Below are 17,930 nucleotides of genomic sequence, written 5' to 3' on the forward strand. Positions count from 1 at the left end.
TATAATTTCAAAAGTAATACATTTTCATATAATAATACAAATATTTCGGAATAAAATTAAATTCATTTATTTAAAAATTTGTAAATATCCTATAATTCATAGTGTTAGCAAAATACAGTAAATCACAAGTATGTACTTTGGAGTTGCATAAATCGGAAAATATGGAGATACAATAAAAAAGGTTTTATGTATCCTAACTCTTTAATGGTGAGAAAGCAAAAACTTTTTATATTCTACTAAAAAATTACACAAAATTGATAAATAAAACCATTTGACTTAATGTTGAAGTTTTGTCGTATTGTTTTTTTTTTAACAAAAAAGTCCAGCTAATAATGTCTTTAAAAGAACTATTAGCTGGACAATTGTAATAATTATCATCTTAGATGACCTAAAATTGTAACTCTTAATTGCTACTATCTCAAAACATTGCTGTATTCAAGATGACAAAATCGTACAAAATGTGTTTGGAATTAAATCAAAAGATTAATATCCTGGATTTTGTGTTAATGCTGGGTTTAAAACCATAGCTGAAGTTGGTATTGGGAAGATTCTACGAGTTGGGTCTGCGTTTGTTTTGAAGCCCCATTTTTCTTCATATTTTCCAAAACGAATCATGTCATTTCTGTGCCAAGACTCCCAAGCAAACTCACGACATCTTTCTGAATAAATATCGTTTAAGGTCACTGATGATACCGCTGGTGAGGTTGTACGGTTTGCTCTCAATTGATTATACAACGAAAGAGCAGTTTCACCATTCGTCGCAGTACCTCCTCGCAGGATAGCTTCTGCCTTCATCAAAACTATATCAGAATATCTCAAGAATGGAACGTCATTATTTTGGTTTCTGGTAGTAGAGGTTGCATCTGGAAAAAACTTGATATTACGATACCCCATATTCCAAGCAATTTCATCGTTCCCAGCATCAAAAGTTACAGCATCTTGTCTCAGTTCAACTTTAGGAGTAAGATTAACCTGATAAGTATAAGCGGCACTTCCATCTGAACCTGTATAAAATTGGTCATAGCCCTTTTTGGTTGTGGTTACAGTTAGCGGTGTTACTCCGTCAGCTAAAAATTGTAAGCCTGTCAACCATTGCTTATTTCTAATATCATTTGCATCGTTAAAATGTGCATAGAATTCGGGCAAGGTACTTCTTGGAGCTGAAGGCGTAAAGGGAAGACTAAATCTTTTCGTTTGTGAACGTGCTACATCATAACGGGCATGATACATATTACTGTTTGTTCCAGGCATTGCGGCTGCGGCTGGGTCATAAGGAATAGCAAAAATAAATTCCTTCATTTGTGGCCCATTGTTTGGATAAAACATTTGCAAGTAATTGGCACGAGTTTCAAGAGCATATTTTCCTGAAGCAGTTACATTATCACAAGCTTCAATACAATCTTTTAAACGAGCTGTACCTGTATAAATCTCTGCATTCAAATACATTTTTGCTAACAGTGCATAGGCTGTGTACTTTGTAGCACGACCATAAGTAGCCACACTTACATCGGTACTCAAATTGGGCAATGCTGCTTTAATTTCGCCTTCGATAAAATCAAACACTTTGGCACGTGGTGTATTTGGTTTTGGAGTAAAATCTCCATAATCTGTATAAATTGGCACATTTCCGTACAAATCCATCATCATAAAATAGGCAATGGCACGAACCATTTTCAATTCAGCAAGATTGGTGGCTTTGGTGTTTACAGTTGCTGGAATTGTTTGCTCCAAAATAGATAAAGCCTGATTTGTTGTACCAATTACGGTTGATAACCACGACCACGTACCATTTGTCCAACCGTGGTCTTTTGACCATGAATGATAATGTAAATGGCGATAATTTTGGTTATCATACCAGTTTCCACCACGAGCGGGCATAATAGATTCATCGGTAGTTTCCGACTGCATGAACCAATAATCTAAGGCATAATTTCCTCTCAAAGCTGCATACGGAGGACCTGACGCTTGAATAAATTGATTAGTATTTTGAGGGAAAATATCTGGTGTTAATTCTGTTGTTATTGGCACAACTACGTCATGGCATGACGACATGAAGTAAACTGATGCCAAGAGACTTATATATGTTGTTATCTTTTTCATATTTACAAAAATTAGAATGACAGGTTTACACCAAATAATACGGTGCGAGTTTTTGGATAAAAGTTATTAGAATCTACCCCTGGAGCAATTCCTCCTTGATTTACCTCTGGGTCAATACCTGTGTAACTTGTGATAGTAAATGCGTTATTGACAGACATATACACTCTTAAGTTTTTGATATATTGCCCTGTTTTCTTGAAATTATACCCCAAAGTAGCATTGTCTAATCTGATATAACTTCCGTCTTCAATAAAACGTGATGAGTATTTATAAGAGTTAATGTCAGCTTTGGTTTCACTCGCCGCTTCAACTAAGATGTTGGTATATTGTGCGGTACTTGGTCTGAATAAATCGGCACGGGTAGCATTGAAAATTTTATTTCCAAAAACGCCTCTAATGAAAACATTAAAGTCAAAATTGCCATAACGTAATGTGTTTGTCCAACCGATTAATACTTTCGGTTGTGGACTTCCCATATACTTATAGTCTGAACCGATAGCTGGCGTAGTTGTCAATTCACCTTTGGCATTGACGTATTGAGAAACTCCTTTGTCATTTTTTCCTGCATATTCCAACGTAAAGAATTGTCCTAAAGGTCTTCCTGCTTTCAAGATTTGTAAAGTGCTACCTGTTTGTCCTCCGCCTTCTGGTTGTGTCAAACGGATGGAGTCACCTCCTGCAAAAAGTGGATTTGAAAGGCTTTCAATTTGGTTACTATTGCTGGCAAAGTTGATGCTTGTCGTCCATAAAAACTTACTATTATTTACTGGCGTTGCATTTAAACTAAATTCAATACCTTTATTTCTCATGCTTCCACCGTTAGAAATAATACTACCAACTGGTACCAAAATCGGGTTAACACGGTACGAATAAATCATGCCCGTCGTTTGTTTGTCATAGACTTCAAGCGTACCGCTTACTTTCCCTTTCAAGATGCTAAAATCAATACCAATGTTTGAAGTAGCTGTTTTTTCCCATTGCAAATCTGGGTTAGCTGCTTGAGTTGGGCCATAAGCCGCTGTTTGAACTCCATTATAATAATAGGTCCCTAAACTTCCTGACATAAATTGAGCTGTATAAGCATTAAATCCAGAAGAGTTACCTGTTACACCATAACTTGCTCTTAATTTCAAATCACTAAAAACCGTTTGTTTTTCCATGAATTTCTCTTGATTAACTCTCCAAGCAAAACCCACAGACGGGAAATAACCCCATTGATTATTGGCTCCAAATACAGAACTACCATCTCGTCTGATTGAGCCTTGAATCAAATATTTATTATTGTAGTTGTAATTCAAACGAGCAAAATCTGAAATTAAGCGAGTTTCTTGATAGATTCCGTCAGCTCCAAAATTTACACGATACGAAGAAATTGCATACGGATTACTCAAAGCAAAGTTGTTGAATCCGATGTTATCCACAGGGAAATTGGTACTTGAAGACTGGAAACCATCACCAATAATTCTTCCTTGCCAAGAATAACCAACCACCATATTTACCGAATGCTCTCCAAATTCTTTGTTCCAACCCAAGAATGTTTCTAATAACTTATTGGTGTTTTGGTAAGAATTTCTCAAAGCAGAACCGTTTGTACCAAAGTTCTGTAATGAATGTACTTGTGGAGGTTCTGGATTGTTGTAAAAGTTAGCACTATTGTATCTTGTATAATAACTACCATAAGCTTCACCATGAAGTGTTGTGTAATTTTGATAAGAAAGGTTCAAGTCATAAGTCAAGCCAAATGGTAAATTAACGTGCGTTGTGAAAGCACCTGTCAAAACATTCGTCTTAGTATTATCTTGTCCGTTTGCTATCATCGCAACAGGGTTAAAGTAGCCTGTATTGGTAAGGTTTTCAAAGAAAGTACCATCTTCGTTTCTAACTGGAGAAACAGGTAAGTGATTAATCATTTGCTCTAATACGTTGTTTCTTAGAGGCGTGTTATTTGCATTACTGTTTGAGTTGGTTACTTGTAATCCAAATCTCACTTTATCATTTAAGGCTGATTGTTCAAAAGCAACACGGGCGATAACACGATTCAAATCACTACCAAGAAGAATACCCTGTTTGTCGGTATAGTTCAAACTCGCACTGTATGTACTGCGTTCTGTACCTCCACTGAAAGACAAGTTATGATTTTGAGAAGTAGCAGTTCCTTTCTGAACGGCAGCTTGCCAATCGGTATTCATATTTTTATCATCTGATGGCGAGAATGATAAACCATTTGTAGTCAAAAAGCTTCTCAATTGAGTAGCATCCATCATATTCAAACGGCTTGATACGTTTTCGATACCCACATAACCATGATAATTTACTTTCATTTCGCCTTTTTTGCCTCTTTTGGTGGTTACCATAATAACACCATTGGCAGCACGGTTTCCGTAAATAGCAGTTGCTGAGGCATCTTTCAATACGTCAATCGAAGCGATGTCGTCAGGAGCAATCGTTGAAATATCAGCTCCTGGAATTCCATCAATTACATAAAGTGGTCCTTGCGAACTGTTGATAGTTGAAGCCCCACGAAGCACTACTGCCGCCGTAGCATTTGGGTCACCATTGGCAGAAATGTTCAAACCTGGCACACGACCTTGTAGTAATTGCCCTACATCGGTAATTGCCCCTCTGTTTAAATCTTCAGGTTTGATAGTTGAAATGGCACTCGTCAAATTTTTACGAGATTGCGTACCATAACCCACTACCACAACTTCTCCTAATTGTTTAGTATCCGCCACTAATTGAACATCCATTTGTTGTTGACTTCCAACATTTTTGCGTTCAGTGATGTAACCAACAGATGAGAATACAAGGACAGCATTTGAACCCGAAACTGATAATGAGTATTTCCCGTTACCGTCGGTTGTAGTACCCACTTTTGAGCCTTGGATACTAATTGAAACACCAGGAATTCCTTCCTGACCATCGGCGGTTGTTACCTTCCCAGAAATGGTCTTTGTTTGGGCAAAAACATTTGTAATGCTGATGAGCAAGACAAATATCCCCCAGATTAGATTCCGATGAGAATAGTCGTAATGTTTTGATTTCATTGTATTGGGTTTTGTGAAAGAGAGTGATAATTTCTCTAACTGAGGAATGTCCGTATGTAGAAAAGTGGCGTTTTTTATGACATATTTTTATGCCTTTAATAATGTTTAACACAAACTTTATGAAAGCCTAAAATATATCTCATAACCAACACCCACAACCGTTCTACACCATCTTCAATTGTACTCAGTTTCATCAGAGAAACTAAATATCAAAGAAGTCGATTTTTTAGAATTACTGTATTTTAGAAATAATAAATGGCAATTTTTGAATATTTCCTTATGCAAACGTTTGAAATTGTTTGCACTGAAAATTTCCAAAAAATATTTACTAATTTGCCAGCGAAGAAGAATTACGTACTATTAATTCTGGAGGAAGAACGATATGATTGGCAGTAGTTGGGTGGTTGATTTGATTAAGAAAAAGCTTAGCTGCCTCTTCTCCAATTGGTTTACTTTTTCGAGCAATGGTACTGAGTGATGGATAAAAATAAGCTGAAATTGGGGTGTTATCAAAACCAATAACCGCTATTTCTTCTGGCACTTTTAAGCCTTTTTCTCTGATAACTTGAAAAGCCCCAAAACACACTTGGTCATTAACCCCAAATATTGCGTCTGGCGGATTGGGCAAATCCAACAATGCTTTGGTAGGTTCAATAGCACTGGCAATATTAAAATTCACGAATGAAACTAAGTTGTCTTCAATAGGATAGTGATGTTTAAAGAGACAATCACGATAGCCATTAAATCTTTGTTCGGCCAAGTTGACACCCAATGGACCACGTAAATGAGCAATTCGTTTGTATCCGCCATGTATCAAATGTTCAGTAGCCATGTAGGCACCCAAATAATCATCAGTTGAAACACAATGCGTTTTTTTATCTCCATTTTGGCGGTCAATAAATATAAGAGGAACATTTCTATTCATCACCGTTTGCAGGTGTTCGTAACGCACTTCACTGTATGTTTCTTGAGCAATAGAGATAAAAATACCGTCAACTCTATTTGACATTAATCGTTCAACGTATTCTTTTTCAAGCAAATAGCTTTCGTTGGTTACACAAATATTCAATAAATATCCCAAAGGTTGCAACACAGATTGAAGACCTTCAACCATGGCACTCTCATGAAATTGGGAAATATTTGGCAAGACAATACCAAGTGTTTTGGTATTTTTTTGAAGTAAACTCAACGACACAGAATTCCGTTGATAGCCCATTTTTTGAGCATATTCTTGGATAGTATTACGGGTTTCAATATTGGTATGCTCATAATTATTCAAAGCTCTTGAAACCGTTGAAGGCGAGCATTTAAACTTACGGGCAATATCTTTTATAGTAATGTTGGGCATAATATTAAAAAAACTTTCGAGTAAAATTGAGGACTTGTTTTGTTCGTATTAAATAAACACAAAAGTACACATTTGATTATTACTAAATTTAGAAAACCCAAACATGGAAAATATTTCAAGAAAAAAATTCATTGCCAATTTAATCAGTATCGGAGCAGTTGTGGGCTTATCCAGTAAAACAAATCTGATTTTTGGAGCAACTACTGAAGATGATTTTTATGCCAAAATTGTCATCGCCAATAATGAAGAAATAAGCAAATTAATCAAGGCATTATCAACAGATATAACCGAAATTAGAAGACGATTAGGGTATGATTTAGCCAATTTATCAGCAGCATTAACAGAACCCACATCTAAATATTATCAAAAAGAGGAAGTTGTACCTTACATGGATAAAATCATGCGTTTTTTATTGAAAGTACAAAATCCAGACGGTACGCTTGACATTGGAAATTTAGCTTCTCCACCCGATACTGCATTTATTTTAGAACCACTTTGTTCGGCTTTAACGATTCTGAAAACGAACAAAATGGCATCTTTGAATGAAATCAAAGAAATGCTTAAAACTTTCATTTTAAAATCAGGCGAAGGTTTGCGTTTAGGAGGTATTCATACGCCAAATCACCGTTGGGTTGTATCTGCTTCATTGGCAAGAATTAATGCTTTATTTCCTGACAAAAAGTACGTAAATCGCATTGATGAGTGGCTTTCAGAAGGACTTTTTATTGACAAAGACGGTCATTATTTAGAACGAAGTATGATTTATGGTGAAGTGACCGACCGTGCTTTAATTGCGATGGGACGCTTGTTGGATAGACCAAAATTGTATGAACCTGTACGTAAAAATTTGACAATGACTTATTTTTACACAGAACCAAATGGCGATTTAGTTTGCAATGATTCGAGACGACAAGACCAATTTGCCCCGATAAATATTCTTAATTTTTACCATAATTACCGCTTCTTTGCCATTGAAGATAACAACGCTGAATTTGCCGCAATTACTAAATTCATCGAAAAAGTAAAAGGATTTGATGAAAAAGTGATGAATGATTTACTGTTTTATTTCTTGGAAGAACCGTTATACAAAAAACCAATGCCACAGCCCAAAAGTCCAGCTTTGACATTTGAGAAGTTTTTTGAAACCTCCAATTTGGTAAGAATTAGAAATAATGATAAAACTGCCACTATTTTTGGAGGAACTGACCTTCCTTTAATTATTGGTTCAGGGCGTTCTACGAGTCCAAATTTCTTTTCATTCCGAAAAGGAGAAGCCATTTTAAAATATCTACGTTATTCAACTGACTTTTTCAGTACGGGATATTTCAGAAGCAAGGGCATCAAAAAAGTGAATGGAAAGTATGTTTTGAGTCAGAAAATTGAAGCACCTTATTATCAGCCAATGCCCGCCAAATTCAAAAGAGCAGACGGAGATTATAAGCATTCAATCAGCACTGACGGACGTTTCTGGAACAAAATGGACTTTAATAATCGTCCGCAAAGCAATCTCAGAACGCTTGAAACGACAATTTCTATTGAACAAAAAAATGGTGTTAATGAATTGAATTTCAGCTCAAAAGGAACAGATGGTGTTCATGTTACGATTGAGTTTTGTTTTAAAGAAGGAGGAAATTTAGTTGGTTTTAGCAAAATAGAAGATTCTGCCGATAATTATACTTTAGCGAGCGGTTCGGGAGAATATCGTTTGGGAAATGATAGTATTAAAATTGACGGAGGAACTTTCAAACATTCAAAATTAAAAGGAATTGAAGGTGAAATGTACACTTCACATTTTGGTACTTTAAGAACTGACGGAATGCACGTTTTCTTGACAGGAATAACGCCTTTTGAGCATAAGATTGTGATTGGATAAGTAGGACAGGTTTCCAACCTGTCAAATCTAAAACGATTCATGATTTGACAGGTTGGAAACCTGTCCTACTTAAAAAGGTCTGGTAGCTTTAGCAAAGCAACTCATCCAATATTTACTGATAAGATTATCCTCTCTGATACCTTTGGAGGAGGAGGCGTGAATAAAATATACTTCTTTGGGATTCTTCAATTCCGTTATTATTCCAGCATGATTTATTGTTCCTGTTCCTCCTTTATTGGTTACAAAAAACACCAAATCACCTACTTTTATTTCGTCCATTTCCACCTCTTTTCCTATTTCAGATTGCTGCCAAGAAATACGTGGAATGATAAATCCGTACTGCCCATACACACAAAACAATAATCCAGAACAGTCCATTCCGTTGCCATCTGTTCCTCCTGAACGATACGGAACGCCCGTATAAGAACGTGCCAAAGAAACGATTTCGTTAATGGTTTTGGAATTGTAACTTCGTTTTCCAGCAGGATTAGTTTTGGAAGGGTATTTATTTGAAGTAGAATTTGAATTTTCTTTACGACGAAAAAGTTTACACGAGTCTAAAAAAATGACTATACAAAATAGTAACAATGCCCGACAGAGCATAATGTGTATATAATTTTTCATGGTTGTCTTTAAGTAAGGATATTCGCATTTAAGCAATCCAAATATAAACGTTTTTTTTATTTTTGGATTGCAAATACTACGAATTTTGTAAAATCCTCACCGTGACAAAAAGTTGTCCTGTATGTCGTTGAGTGTGTTCGGCAGCATGAAACAGTAAACCCAATAAATTAGTCGGAATTTGTTTTCTACCAATTCCACGAGGTTCTAAAAGTGTTTTTTCGTCAATATTTTTCAGTTGCGTCAAGGCTTTATTTACTTGATTATTGAAACGAGTCAGCAAACCTTTAACGGTTAAATATTGTGTACTATCTGATTCTAAGGCTAATAATTCTAATTGGTCTTCATTCAAAATTTGATTATTGGCATACGTAAAAAGTCTATCCAACACACCCGAAAGATGCTGTAAATGAAAAGCCACCGAAGCAACGCCCGACGGTTTCTCCCAAATTAATTCATTTGGAAAATCTATCATCATCAAATTAACTTCTTCACGAGCCTGCAAAATGGCATGAGCAACGGGTTGTAAAAGTGGAGCAAGTCCAGCGATGGGTCCACGCATCCACACTTCGAGTGTTTCTTTGGGTTTCGTCATTTTAATTATTTTCTGGAATGAGGGAAATATCTCTATTGTACCCTACCGTTTCACGATACATCAACGGTGAAACCTCCACATTTTTCTTAAAAAATCGACTAAAATAATATTCATCCGAAAAACCTAAATCGTAAGCAATTGCCTTTATGGGTTTAGAGGTCAAATATAATTCTCGTTTAGCTTCAATAATGATTCTTTCGGAAATTAAATCTGTTAGGGTTTTGTTGTAATAACTTTTCACCAATTTTGATAAATTTTTAGGGGTAATATTCAGTAAATCAGCGTATTCACTGGCGGTATGTTTGGCATTATAATGTTTTTCAATGGCAACTTTTAGCTCTTGTAAAATGGGTGGTTCTTTCGAGTATGACAGTAGTTTCTTAGCTTGTTCGTATTCTCTAACTTTGATTCTGATGGTATTGATAACAAAGATTTTGAGATACAAAACCAGTGATTCATGCTTGGCTAATTCGTTCTTTTCAACCTCCGTTTTCATCTGACTGATTAAGCTATATAACTGAATAATATCATCGTCAGTAATGTTGAAAAATGGTGGTTTGTAAATATTATTAAACAAGACCCCATTACTGGCAATTTCTTGCTGATGACGATGAATACAGAAAAAATCAGGGTGAAAACTAATAGCAAGCCCCGAAATTTCGCCTTCTGTCTGAATCATATATGGCTGATAAGGCGTAAAACAACACATGATTTTTTCAGAGAATTTATACTCCGACAAATTAGCTTTGAGCGTTCCTTCGCCTTCGGTAATTAATAAAATGGTGTAATAATTATGACGCTGAAGGTGGTCAAATGGACTATTATTATCAAAAGAGAATATTTTAAACGCTAAATCACCATTTTGGGGATTGATAAGGGTAAAGGCTGTTTTTTCCATGCTGATTAGTAAACAAAAAAACGGACAAATAAAGTTTATTTGTCCGTAGATTTTTAGAGGTAAAACGATTTGCAGAATATTAGATTGCTAATGCACCAGCTTCGGCAACAGTATGGTCGTTTTCTACTGAATCGCCAGAAACGCCGATTGCTCCAATAATTTCACCCGCCTCATTTTTGATTGGCACACCGCCTGGAAAAGTAATTAAACCACTATTTGAGTGTTCGATATGGTATAAAGGTCCACCAGGTTGAGAAAGCGTTCCGATAATTCCTGTATTCATATCAAAGAAACGAGCCGTTTTTGCTTTCTTCATTGAGATGTCCAAAGAACCTAACCAAGCACCGTCCATACGAGCGAAAGCTACTAAATTTGCTCCACCATCAACGATAGAAATATTCATTTTAACACCTAATTCAATTGATTTTTGCTTTGCCGCAACGATAGCTTTTTCTGCTTGTTCTAAAGAGATATTCATGATTGTTTTGAAATTATGAGTTGAATTTTAACACTACAAAATTCAACTCATAATTCAAGCAATCAAATGGATACAAGCCACTAATGGATGGACAATTTTCCTTTTTATACCCCTTTCATACTCAACGCCACCCGTTTACGAGCAATATCAACTTCCATGACACGCACTTTTACGTGTTGTTGTAACTTCACCACTTGATTAGGGTCAGAAACGTACTGATTAGCTAATTGAGAAATATGCACCAAACCGTCTTGTTTCACGCCAACATCCACAAAACAACCAAAAGCAGTAATATTTGTAACGATTCCTGGCAAAACCATACCTTCGTATAAATCTTCTACTTTCTTTACATTCGGGTCAAATTCAAAGGCGATTAATTGCTCTCTTGGGTCACGAGAAGGCTTTTCTAATTCCTTCATAATATCTTGAAGTGTCAATAAACCCGTTTTGGGCGTAACATAACTTTGTAGGTTGATTTTCTTTCTCAACTCCGCAGAGGTCATCAAATCTTTAACGGTACATTTCAAATCTTTTGCCATTTGTTCTACCACAGGGTAGCTTTCAGGGTGGACTGCCGAATTATCCAAAGGATTTTTCGCTTCATGAATTCTTAAAAACCCTGCACACTGCTCATAAGCTTTATCGCCCAAACGTGACACTTTCTTAATCTGACTTCTCGATGTAAATTCTCCATTTTCCTGACGGAATTTCACCACATTTGCCGCCAATGAAGGGCCTAAACCCGCTACATAAGCCAACAAATGTTTAGAAGCCGTATTTAAGTTTACCCCAACCGCATTCACGCAACTTTCCACGACAGAATCCAATGAATTTTTCAAAAGATTTTGCTCTACATCATGCTGATATTGTCCAACGCCAATGGATTTTGGGTCGATTTTCACTAATTCAGCCAACGGATCCATCAATCTACGACCAATTGAAATTGCACCACGAACGGTTACATCTTTATCAGGAAATTCTTCTCGTGCAATGGGTGATGCTGAATAAATGGACGCTCCTTGTTCTGAAACGGCAAAAATTTGAGGAACTTTCTTGAATGAAAGTTTCTTCACAAAATCCTCAGTTTCACGTCCAGCCGTTCCATTTCCAATAGCAACTGCTTCAATTTGATATTTTTCAGAAAGCGTTAAAACTTTATCTTGGGCTTCAGAAGGTTTATCGAATGGATAAATTACGGTATCTGCCAATAAATTTCCTTGTGCATCCAATACCACCGTTTTACAACCTGTACGATAACCTGGGTCAATGGCAAGCACCTTTTTTTGTCCCAATGGAGAAGCAAGTAATAATTGACGTAAATTTTGTGCAAAAATTCTAATGGCCTCACCATCAGCTTTTTCTTTCGATAATCCTGCAAATTCATTTTCAATTGACGGCTTCATCAAACGCTTGTACGAATCCGTAATTGCCGTTTCAACTTGCTCTTTTGCATCGGGTAGCCCACGCAAGAAAATTCTGTCCAAAGCCCCCAAAGCGTTATCTTCTTCAGGCGAAATAGTTACCGATAAAAAACCTTCTTCTTCTCCCCTACGTATTGCCAAAAGTCGGTGTGAAGGTACTTTTTTCAAAGCTTCATTAAAATCAAAATAATCACGATACTTAGCTCCGTCTTCTTCTTTATTCTTTTTAACTTTTGAATAGATAATAGACTCACGTTCAAACACTTTACGGACTGCATTACGAGCATCTACATTTTCATTAATCCATTCGGCAATAATGTCTCTTGCACCCTGTAATGCCTCTTCAATATTGGCAACTTTGTCATTTAAAAATGCTTCAGCTTTCTTTAGAATATTGTTTTCTTTTTGCTCAAAAATAACTTTAGCCAAAGGTTCTAAACCTTTCTCAATGGCAATTGAAGCACGAGTTTTACGTTTTTGTTTGTACGGTAAATAAAGGTCTTCTAATTCTTGAAGATGATAAGCATTATTGAGTTTTTCTAATAACGCAGGAGTCATTTTTCCTTGTTCCTCAATAGATTTTATAATTCCCTCCCGACGTTTATCTGCATCTTTCAATTTCGTCCAAAGTTCTTTAATATCGAGAATTTGTACTTCATCAAGGCTTCCTGTGGCTTCTTTTCGGTATCGAGCAATAAAAGGAACAGTTCCGCCTTCGTCTAATAGGTTAATGGTATTTTGTGCTTGATGGGTCATCACGCCCACCGTGTTTGAAATGATTTGGATTTGTTGTTTATTCATTTTAAAGTTTAATTTCTTAACATAATAATATGCTCAATGCCATCTTCCAAATAAACCTCACTATCTTGCTGAAAGCCAAAGGATTCATAGTATTTTTTGAGATATAATTGAGCTCCAATTCTGATGGAAACACCACCGTAAAGTTCTTCTAAAAGTTCAACGGATTTTTTCATGAGTTGCTTGCCAATTCCGTTACCACGAGCCAATGTCGATGAAACTACTCGCCCAATGGAAGCTTCCTCATACGACACGCCAGCAGGAACAATGCGAGTATAAGCCATTATTTTCTGTGAAACGGTATCAAAACCCATCAAATGATAACATTTGATGTCCTTATCATCCAAATCTTGAAAAGGGCAATTTTGTTCAACAATAAATACCTCATTCCGCAATTGCAAAATCTGATACAATTCAGTAGTATTGAGGTCTCTGAAATGTTTATGATACCAAGTTATGTTCATTTGATGATGATTTTATTAATAAACTAAGTGTTAATTTCTAAAAGCTAAATCCTTATTTTTTATCTTTGTAAAAACCAGACCATAAATTCAATATTATGCTCAAAAGACTAATCTTGTTATTGATTGTTTTCAGTATTTTTCAAAATGCTTTTGCTCAAAAAAATACTACGGAGTATGAGGTAGCGTATAAAAAAGCCATTCAAACTTTCAAGAATGGTGATTTTGAAAAAGCACAAGCTGAATTTGGAGTATTGTGTAATAATCGTGTCGAATCAACCTTCGTTCCTTATTCTTTTTATTTCAATGCACTTTCGTCCACAAAATTGCAGAAATATTTTGAGGCAAAAACGACTTTGAAAAATTTATTGATACTTTATCCAAATTGGAGTAAAAAAGATGATATTAATTATCTTTTTTCAAATATTGCCTTTGAAGAAAAAAATTATACTGATGCCCTAAATTACGCAAAATCTATTTCTGATGATTCATTTCAAGATGATTTAGCAGAAATGAAAGCATTTTATATCAATCAGATTCAATCAACAAAAACGTTGAATGAATTATCTGCAAAATTTCCCGACGAAAGCATTTTATTAGAAAAAAAGAACAAAACTACAATTGTTCCTAATTCACAAGTAATTTCTAATGGGTCAATTAAGAATAAAACTTATTTCAACTTTGGCTTACTATTGCCCTTAGCGGTTGAAACACTTGACCCAGAACGAACTCGTAAAAATCAATATGCTATTGACATCTATCAAGGCATGAAAATGGCAAAAAATGTTCTTTTAAAAGAAGGTATAACCATCAATTTGTTTACTTACGACATTGCCAATAATACAGACGATATGTTGGAATTGGTTAATAATGAATCCTTTCAAAAAATGGATTTATTGGTTGGACCTTTGTATTCAGAAAGCAACCGAGTAGCCACGGCGTATTGTGAAACGGCAAAAATACCCATTATTAACCCGATGTCTAACAATCAAAGGCTTTTGGATGAATACGAATTGGTGTTTTTAGCTCAACCTTCGGCAGTTATGCAAGCTACAAAAGCCGCAGAATTTGTAAGAAAACAACCATTTTTGGGAAGAAACACCGCCATTTATTATACCGATTCTCCCAATGATTCTACAATGGCAGAAACCTATCGTCAGCAAATGGAGAAGGTAGGTTATGAAATAGTAAAGTTTGAGAAAATTCTCCCTTTTGCAGATGATATTGGCAACAAATTACCCGAGAAAAAAGTAAGTCATGTTTTCATGGCAACTTCTGATAAAAAAGCAGGATTGTCCATGATTAATGCTTTAAACAAAAAAGATGTCATGTGTCCTTTGGTTACAACGGCGGAGGCTTTTAATTCCTCTAATTTGAGTAATGGTACTTTGGCAGGACGAGAAGTATATTGCCTCGACCCAGAATTTGTGGACATCGAAAAACCAATTGTTGATACATTTCGTAAGGATTATTTGAGTAAATATGGCGTTATTCCTTCCTATTATTCTTTTCATGGATATGACATTGCTCTATTTTGGGGCAGAATTTTGGGTCGATACGGCAATAATATTCGTAAGGGTTTAGACAACCGAGATTCGTACAAAGACGGATATAATCTCTCAGGATTCAACTATATAAAATCACAGGATAATCAAGTATTACCCTTTACAACATTTCAAAATTATAAATTTATAATAACCAAGTAAGGAGAAATGAGGGAAGAAATCAAAGAAGTGAAAAGTAACTTATATTGATTTAATTGATAGTGCTACTAATTTTCCTCCACTCCTCCTTATTTGCTTTTTCCTATAAAAAAATGACAATTTCTGAACAACTTTTCGACAAAGCTAAAAATTACATTCCAGGGGGCGTTAATTCGCCAGTGCGTGCCTTCCGTGCGGTTGGTGGTAGTCCGATTTTTATTAAATCTGCCAAAGGGGCATATCTATACGATGAAGATGGGAATTCTTACATCGAACTTATCAATTCTTGGGGACCAATGATTTTGGGACACGCCCATGAATTAGTAGAAAAAGCCGTTGCTGATGCCATTCAAAAAGGTTTTTCTTTCGGAGCTCCAACTCGTAGAGAAGTAGAAATGGCAGAATTAATCTGTTCAATTGTGCCTTCGGTAGAAAAAGTCCGCATGGTAAATTCGGGTACAGAAGCTACTATGTCAGCTTTGCGAGTGGCTCGTGGTTACACAGGAAGAGACAAAATGATAAAATTTGAAGGTAATTATCACGGACACGGCGACTCGTTTTTGATTGCCGCAGGTTCTGGAGCAATGACCTTTGGTGAACCTGATAGTCCAGGGGTAACAAAAGGTGTAGCCAATGATACTTTGACTGCTCCTTACAACGATTTAAACGCCGTTCAAGCCTTAGTTGATGCCAACAAAGGGGAAATTGCCTGTATCATTCTCGAACCCGTAGTTGGAAATATGGGCTTAGTGAAACCAGTTGAAGGTTTCTTGGAAGGACTTCGTAAAATTTGCGACGAAGAAGGAATCGTATTGATTTTTGATGAAGTAATGACAGGATTCCGTTTAGCCAAAGGCGGTTTTCAAGAACGTTGTGGGGTAACTCCAGATATGACAACAATGGGAAAAATCATCGGTGGTGGAATGCCTGTGGGAGCTTACGGCGGTAAAAAAGAAATTATGGACGTAGTTTCACCAGCAGGCCCAGTTTATCAAGCAGGAACACTTTCTGGAAATCCGATTGCGATGGCAGCAGGACAAGCGATGCTTACACACCTTTCAGAAAATCCATCGGTTTACACTCGTTTAGAAGAAATTGGAACAACATTAACCAACGGCATGAAAGCCAATATGGAAAAATTAGGTTTAAATTACACACTCAATCACGTGGGTTCAATGTTTACTTTATTCTTTACGGATAAACCTGTAAATAATTTTGAAGACGCAAAAACCTCTGATACAGCATTATTTGGTAGATATTTCCAAGCCATGCTAAAACGTGGTATTTACCTCGCTCCTTCTCAATACGAAGCGATGTTCTTATCAACGGCTTTGACAGATGAGCATATTCAAACGATTTTAGAGGCGAATTTGGAGAGTTTGAAGGAGGTGATTTAAATTAGCTTTAGACTTATTTTTACAAAAAACAAGATTATGATTTTACCAGAAGATTTCCCTTACATAACATCTATCTACGTAAACGATTGTTATACGTATCAAAACTTTAATATTGATTTGATACAACATAAGCCATTAAGTCATTTGATTTTGACTGGGAAAAATGGGTCGGGGAAGAGTACGATTTTGAGAAGTTTGAATCTTCATATATCAAAAGCATTAACAGAAAATCAGGATGGTAATTATGTGTTATCGGATTCTATGAAAATCAAACCGAGTTATCGTTTTGATTTTCTACCTTTTTTTTTCGATAAACGCAAAGAAATTGTTTATTCTTATTTATCTCCACAACGAAATAGTAAGGTAAATGACGTTTCTGTACCAACAAAACAAGATGATTTCAAACAACAGTTAGAAAAAAATTATGATAAATCGTCAGATTATTTTATCAACAACTTTATGCAATTTCTTGTTAACAAAAAGGTTGCACAAGCTTTTGCACAGTTAGATAATAATCAAGTTGAAATAGATAAAATAAATATTTTCTTTCAACAACTCGAATCAAGTTTTAGAAAAATATTTGAGGATGAGAAACTTAAAATAACATTCAATAAAGATGCTCTTAAAATAACTTTTTTATTGGGAGACGGAAGAGAATTGTCTTTCAATGATTTGTCCGATGGTATTTCAGCTCTTTTAAGTATCATTATGGATTTGTTTTTGAGAGTTGAACTTATCAGAGATGAAGTTGGGAATAAAACTTACAATCCATGTGGAATCGTTTTAATTGATGAACCCGAAACGCATTTACACTATTCTTTACAATACAATGTTTTGCCAATTCTAACCAATTTATTTCCAAATGTTCAGTTTATAGTAGCTTCACATTCAGCTGCTATTGTATCAAGTATTAAAAATGTCACCATTTTTGATTTAGTTTCGAAGGAAGTTCTTTCAGATGATGCTATTGGAAAAAGTTTTTCAGAATTAATGGTTTCCCACTTTGGCTTGGATAATGAATTTTCAGATTTTACGGATGATTTATTTGAAAAAGTAAATATTATTTTAAAAGAATATAGAAACAATATTCCGTTAAGAAATCAACAACTCAAAGCTATTTTGAAGGAAAATGAGCGTTATATTTCTCCAACCATGCGTTTTGAATTAGAAGCTAAAATTTCTGAATAATTCAT

The 17,930-nt window shown here is 35.6% G+C and carries 13 protein-coding genes; 4 read left to right on the forward strand and 9 right to left on the reverse strand.

Features of this window, described 5'->3' with window-relative positions; genetic code table 11:
* Positions 1–483: 483 nt before the first annotated feature.
* The 3 genes from VB796_RS01365 to VB796_RS01375 form a co-directional block, all read right to left on the reverse strand.
* Positions 484–2,100, reverse strand: a complete 1,617-nt coding sequence (locus tag VB796_RS01365) for a RagB/SusD family nutrient uptake outer membrane protein (protein WP_323344710.1) — start codon at positions 2,098–2,100, stop codon at positions 484–486.
* An 11-nt stretch (positions 2,101–2,111) separates the two neighbouring features.
* Positions 2,112–5,144: a TonB-dependent receptor gene (locus VB796_RS01370; protein WP_323344711.1), complete on the reverse strand. Its 3,033-nt coding sequence runs from the start codon at positions 5,142–5,144 to the stop codon at positions 2,112–2,114.
* 328 nt (positions 5,145–5,472) lie between these two features.
* Complete coding sequence (locus VB796_RS01375; RefSeq protein ID WP_323344712.1) at positions 5,473–6,492, reverse strand: LacI family DNA-binding transcriptional regulator; 1,020 nt, start codon at positions 6,490–6,492, stop codon at positions 5,473–5,475.
* A 103-nt stretch (positions 6,493–6,595) separates the two neighbouring features.
* On the opposite strand from VB796_RS01375, the gene VB796_RS01380 reads away from it, so the two are divergent.
* Entirely contained in the window at positions 6,596–8,365 is a 1,770-nt protein-coding gene (locus VB796_RS01380) for a hypothetical protein (protein WP_323344713.1), read from the forward strand.
* A gap of 69 nt (positions 8,366–8,434) precedes the next feature.
* Here the strand turns inward: VB796_RS01380 and VB796_RS01385 are convergent, their stop codons facing one another.
* From VB796_RS01385 to VB796_RS01410, 6 genes are all read right to left on the reverse strand, one after another.
* The gene (locus VB796_RS01385) at positions 8,435–8,989 is read right to left on the reverse strand and encodes a C40 family peptidase (protein WP_323344714.1); all 555 of its coding nucleotides are present in this window, start codon (positions 8,987–8,989) and stop codon (positions 8,435–8,437) included.
* A 76-nt stretch (positions 8,990–9,065) separates the two neighbouring features.
* The gene (locus tag VB796_RS01390) at positions 9,066–9,581 is read right to left on the reverse strand and encodes a DinB family protein (protein WP_323344715.1); all 516 of its coding nucleotides are present in this window, start codon (positions 9,579–9,581) and stop codon (positions 9,066–9,068) included.
* Between the two features lies 1 nt (position 9,582).
* Positions 9,583–10,479, reverse strand: coding sequence for a helix-turn-helix domain-containing protein (locus VB796_RS01395; RefSeq protein WP_323344716.1), 897 nt, complete (start codon positions 10,477–10,479; stop codon positions 9,583–9,585).
* Between the two features lie 79 nt (positions 10,480–10,558).
* Positions 10,559–10,957 carry a heme-binding protein gene (locus VB796_RS01400; RefSeq protein WP_323344717.1) on the reverse strand — a complete coding sequence of 133 codons (399 nt, stop codon included), beginning with the start codon at positions 10,955–10,957 and terminating at the stop codon, positions 10,559–10,561.
* Between the two features lie 104 nt (positions 10,958–11,061).
* On the reverse strand, positions 11,062–13,179 hold the full coding sequence (locus tag VB796_RS01405; RefSeq protein ID WP_323344718.1) for a Tex family protein: 2,118 nt from the start codon (positions 13,177–13,179) through the stop codon (positions 11,062–11,064).
* An 8-nt stretch (positions 13,180–13,187) separates the two neighbouring features.
* Positions 13,188–13,640, reverse strand: coding sequence for a GNAT family N-acetyltransferase (locus tag VB796_RS01410; protein WP_323344719.1), 453 nt, complete (start codon positions 13,638–13,640; stop codon positions 13,188–13,190).
* A 95-nt stretch (positions 13,641–13,735) separates the two neighbouring features.
* Between VB796_RS01410 and VB796_RS01415 the strand changes: the two genes are divergently transcribed.
* From VB796_RS01415 to VB796_RS01425, 3 genes are all read left to right on the forward strand, one after another.
* The gene (locus VB796_RS01415) at positions 13,736–15,343 is read left to right on the forward strand and encodes an ABC transporter substrate-binding protein (RefSeq protein WP_323344720.1); all 1,608 of its coding nucleotides are present in this window, start codon (positions 13,736–13,738) and stop codon (positions 15,341–15,343) included.
* Positions 15,344–15,453: 110 nt separating this feature from the next.
* Positions 15,454–16,737: a glutamate-1-semialdehyde 2,1-aminomutase gene (gene hemL / locus VB796_RS01420; protein ID WP_323344721.1), complete on the forward strand. Its 1,284-nt coding sequence runs from the start codon at positions 15,454–15,456 to the stop codon at positions 16,735–16,737.
* 36 nt (positions 16,738–16,773) lie between these two features.
* The gene (locus VB796_RS01425; protein ID WP_323344722.1) at positions 16,774–17,925 is read left to right on the forward strand and encodes an AAA family ATPase; all 1,152 of its coding nucleotides are present in this window, start codon (positions 16,774–16,776) and stop codon (positions 17,923–17,925) included.
* Positions 17,926–17,930: the final 5 nt, after the last annotated feature.

The sequence above is a fragment of the Arcicella sp. LKC2W genome, assembly GCF_034931005.1.
In the GTDB taxonomy this organism is placed as follows: domain Bacteria; phylum Bacteroidota; class Bacteroidia; order Cytophagales; family Spirosomataceae; genus Arcicella.

Coding starts and splice junctions, on each gene's coding strand:
- VB796_RS01365 (WP_323344710.1), bottom strand. CDS start 2,100: ATGAAAAAGATAACAACATATATAAGTCTCTTGGCATCAGTTTACTTC.
- VB796_RS01370 (WP_323344711.1), bottom strand. CDS start 5,144: ATGAAATCAAAACATTACGACTATTCTCATCGGAATCTAATCTGGGGG.
- VB796_RS01375 (WP_323344712.1), bottom strand. CDS start 6,492: ATGCCCAACATTACTATAAAAGATATTGCCCGTAAGTTTAAATGCTCG.
- VB796_RS01380 (WP_323344713.1), top strand. CDS start 6,596: ATGGAAAATATTTCAAGAAAAAAATTCATTGCCAATTTAATCAGTATC.
- VB796_RS01385 (WP_323344714.1), bottom strand. CDS start 8,989: ATGAAAAATTATATACACATTATGCTCTGTCGGGCATTGTTACTATTT.
- VB796_RS01390 (WP_323344715.1), bottom strand. CDS start 9,581: ATGACGAAACCCAAAGAAACACTCGAAGTGTGGATGCGTGGACCCATC.
- VB796_RS01395 (WP_323344716.1), bottom strand. CDS start 10,479: ATGGAAAAAACAGCCTTTACCCTTATCAATCCCCAAAATGGTGATTTA.
- VB796_RS01400 (WP_323344717.1), bottom strand. CDS start 10,957: ATGAATATCTCTTTAGAACAAGCAGAAAAAGCTATCGTTGCGGCAAAG.
- VB796_RS01405 (WP_323344718.1), bottom strand. CDS start 13,179: ATGAATAAACAACAAATCCAAATCATTTCAAACACGGTGGGCGTGATG.
- VB796_RS01410 (WP_323344719.1), bottom strand. CDS start 13,640: ATGAACATAACTTGGTATCATAAACATTTCAGAGACCTCAATACTACT.
- VB796_RS01415 (WP_323344720.1), top strand. CDS start 13,736: ATGCTCAAAAGACTAATCTTGTTATTGATTGTTTTCAGTATTTTTCAA.
- hemL (WP_323344721.1), top strand. CDS start 15,454: ATGACAATTTCTGAACAACTTTTCGACAAAGCTAAAAATTACATTCCA.
- VB796_RS01425 (WP_323344722.1), top strand. CDS start 16,774: ATGATTTTACCAGAAGATTTCCCTTACATAACATCTATCTACGTAAAC.